This window comes from Pedobacter sp., from assembly GCF_035566355.1.
GTDB lineage: Bacteria > Bacteroidota > Bacteroidia > Sphingobacteriales > Sphingobacteriaceae > Pedobacter.
The window spans coordinates 1-2,862 of sequence record NZ_DATMRL010000270.1 but is presented as its reverse complement, the minus strand read 5'-3'; the positions used below and the strand labels follow the sequence as shown (position 1 = coordinate 2,862).

The following is a 2,862-nucleotide window of genomic DNA, read 5'->3' as shown; positions in this document are numbered from 1 at the left end:
AGAGGCCACGTTAAAATCAAACAATCCTGTATTTAAGATTTCCTTAAGCTCCACTTTACTAAAAGAAGCCTCAATTTGAGTAGCCCCTGGATTGAGTTTCCCAACCACCGCGCGAATCAATTTCAAATCAGCCTCATCTATAAGATCTATCTTATTGAGGATGATCACATTGGCAAATTCGATCTGATCTGTCAGCAGATTAACTATCGTACGCTGATCTGAAGCTTCTTCTACCCAATCCCTGTCTTTTAATAACTCACTGGTACCAAAATCATTCTTAAAATTGAAACAATCCACCACGGTCACCATGGTGTCCAGCTGGCTAAACTGACTGAGGTCTATCCCCATTTGTTCATCCACATAACTAAATGTCTGGGCAACAGGAATCGGCTCCGAAATGCCTGTACTTTCTATAATGAGGTAATCAAACCGGTCTTCCCTGGCCAGCTTCTCTACTTCTGCAATCAAGTCTTCCCGAAGCGTACAGCAAATGCAGCCATTACTCATCTCTACTAATTTTTCTTCTGTCCGGGATAGGGTATGCCCGTTTTCAACTATACGTGCATCAATATTAATCTCACTCATATCATTCACAATAAGCGCCACCCTCAGATCCTCTTTATTGTGAAGAATGTGATTTAACAAAGTTGTTTTACCGCTCCCCAGGAATCCACTGAGCACAGTAACAGGCAATCGTTTCTTTTCCACTAACATATCTAATTTCAACAGTTTTTTTATATATGCAATTAAGTTGCAAATATATGACATCTCAATTTACAAATGCAACTATATTGCTTTTATATTTGCGCTATGAAATCTATTATAAAATCCACCAGACTCGATCAACTGGGCATCACCGCTTCCATAGCCTGCGCTATACATTGCGCCTTGCTCCCTCTTTTAATCACCAGCCTGCCCTTATTGGGCCTGGAATTTTTAGCGAATATCTGGGTAGAGATCTCTATGATCTGTTTATCCCTTTTCATTGGCACCTACGCTCTAAGCACCTCCTATCCAAAACACAAACGGATCATACCCATAGCGATGCTGGTTGCGGGTTTCCTCTTTATAGGATCTGGTCATTTACTTTTTGAAACGATAGAAGCCATTCTTGTACCAGCAGGTGGGTTGATCATTGCCACTGCACATTGGATGAACTGGAAATACAGCAAAATATGCAGCCACAACCCTTCCAGCTAAGCAAACCTATACCATGTAGCACATACTTTACATTAAAAGTGAATTAATAACAATGCAATAAAATTGCATTTACTATGTTTGTATTCTAAAGACAAATCATGAATAAGAAAGTTGCCGGTTTCGTTTTCCTTCTCTTCATCAGCATGCTAAATCCGGGCTGTAAACACAAAAAAATGGACGGTAAGCAGATCTATCTAAAATATTTGAAAAGCAAAATAAAAGCCTCCTGATGATCCATTTAAAAACAGTATCCCACAGCTACAATTCCAGTCATACCATCCGGTTTAAAGACTGGAACATTGCCGACGGCAGTCAATGGCTTTTACTTGGTGAATCCGGAAGTGGAAAAACCACCCTGCTTCATATTCTGACAGGAATTTTAAAACCCAGTGCAGGCGAGTTGATTATGGACGAGGTTTCCCTGTACAAACTTTCCCCAAAAGCATTGGACCAATACAGGGGCCGTCATATCGGTATTGTCTTTCAACGCCCCCATCTGATCAAAAGTTTAACCATTACAGAAAACCTGCTGCTGGCGCAAAGCCTGGCAAAGCTCCCTGAAGACCAGCAAAGAATAGAGGAAGTACTCGAATCACTGGACATCACGGCTAAGAAAAAATCCTATCCAAGCCAATTGAGTCAGGGACAATTACAACGGGTCTCTATAGCCAGAGCTGTGATCAATAAGCCCTCCCTGCTGATTGCCGATGAACCCACCTCCAGTCTTGACGATAAAAACGCCCGGTCTGTACTTGAACTTTTGATGCAGCAGTCTGCCCTTAACCAAAGTACCCTGGTGGTGGCCACCCATGATAAAAGAGTTAAAGATGCTTTCACCCATACTTACGAATTGAAATGAGCCCACTAAAGATCAGCTGGAAAAGTATATGGTCCAAGCCCCTGTCCTCTTCCCTAAACCTCATTCTCGTTGCCTTTGGAACCAGCATATTGACCATACTTCTGCTGGCCTCTACCCAAATCAATGATAAATTAAGCCGGAATTCCAAAGATATTGACCTGGTGGTTGGTGCAAAGGGAAGTCCCCTGCAGCTTATCCTGAGCAGCATCTATTATATCGATTTTCCAACAGGTAATATCCCCTTAAAAGAAGCAAATGAACTTGCCCAAAATCCATGGGTAAAACGTGCCGTACCGCTCGCCCTTGGCGACAACTACAATGGAACCCGTATTGTAGGCACAGATTCTGGTTTTGTAAACCTTTACAGTCTTAAAGTAAAAGCAGGCAAACTCTGGCAGCAGGATTTTGAAACCAATATAGGTTCAGCCGTAGCTGAAACCCAGCATTTAAAAGTCGGAGACGAATTTTATGGAGCCCATGGCCTTACGGGCAGTACAGACATCCATAAGGCACATGCCTATAAAGTGACCGGAATCCTTGAACCCCAAGGAAATGTGACCGACAACCTGATCCTGACCAATATCTCCAGTGTATGGAAAATGCATGATCCAGCGGATGAAAAAGAACATGATCATCATAAGAAAAATGATGATCACCGCGCTGAAGAACCGGGTAAAAAAACAGAAACTCCGGAAATCCAGGACAAAGAAATCACCTCGTTACTGATCCAGTACCGTTCCCCAATGTCCGTGGTGATGTTTCCAAGAATGGTCAACCAGTCTACCAATATGCAGGCAGCTTCG

At 42.5% G+C, this 2,862-nt stretch carries 4 protein-coding genes; 3 read left to right on the top strand and 1 reads right to left on the bottom strand.

Annotation, left to right across the window (positions count from 1 at the left end; translation table 11 throughout):
• The coding region (locus VNZ46_RS10720) for a GTP-binding protein (RefSeq protein ID WP_325560159.1) at window positions 1–726 on the bottom strand (726 nt) is incomplete at its 3' end.
• Window positions 727–810: 84 nt separating this feature from the next.
• Here VNZ46_RS10720 and VNZ46_RS10715 point away from each other — a divergent pair.
• The 3 genes from VNZ46_RS10715 to VNZ46_RS10705 form a co-directional block, all read left to right on the top strand.
• Window positions 811–1,200: a MerC domain-containing protein gene (locus tag VNZ46_RS10715; RefSeq protein WP_325560158.1), complete on the top strand. Its 390-nt coding sequence runs from the start codon at window positions 811–813 to the stop codon at window positions 1,198–1,200.
• A 229-nt stretch (window positions 1,201–1,429) separates the two neighbouring features.
• Complete coding sequence (locus tag VNZ46_RS10710; RefSeq protein WP_325560157.1) at window positions 1,430–2,059, top strand: ABC transporter ATP-binding protein; 630 nt, start codon at window positions 1,430–1,432, stop codon at window positions 2,057–2,059.
• The coding region (locus VNZ46_RS10705) for an ABC transporter permease (RefSeq protein WP_325560156.1) at window positions 2,056–2,862 on the top strand (807 nt) is incomplete at its 3' end. The genes VNZ46_RS10710 and VNZ46_RS10705, both read left to right, overlap by 4 nt.

What these genes read in the sequence shown, in the direction of transcription:
- VNZ46_RS10715 (WP_325560158.1), top strand. Translation starts at nt 811, where the DNA reads ATGAAATCTATTATAAAATCCACCAGACTCGATCAACTGGGCATCACC.
- VNZ46_RS10710 (WP_325560157.1), top strand. Translation starts at nt 1,430, where the DNA reads ATGATCCATTTAAAAACAGTATCCCACAGCTACAATTCCAGTCATACC.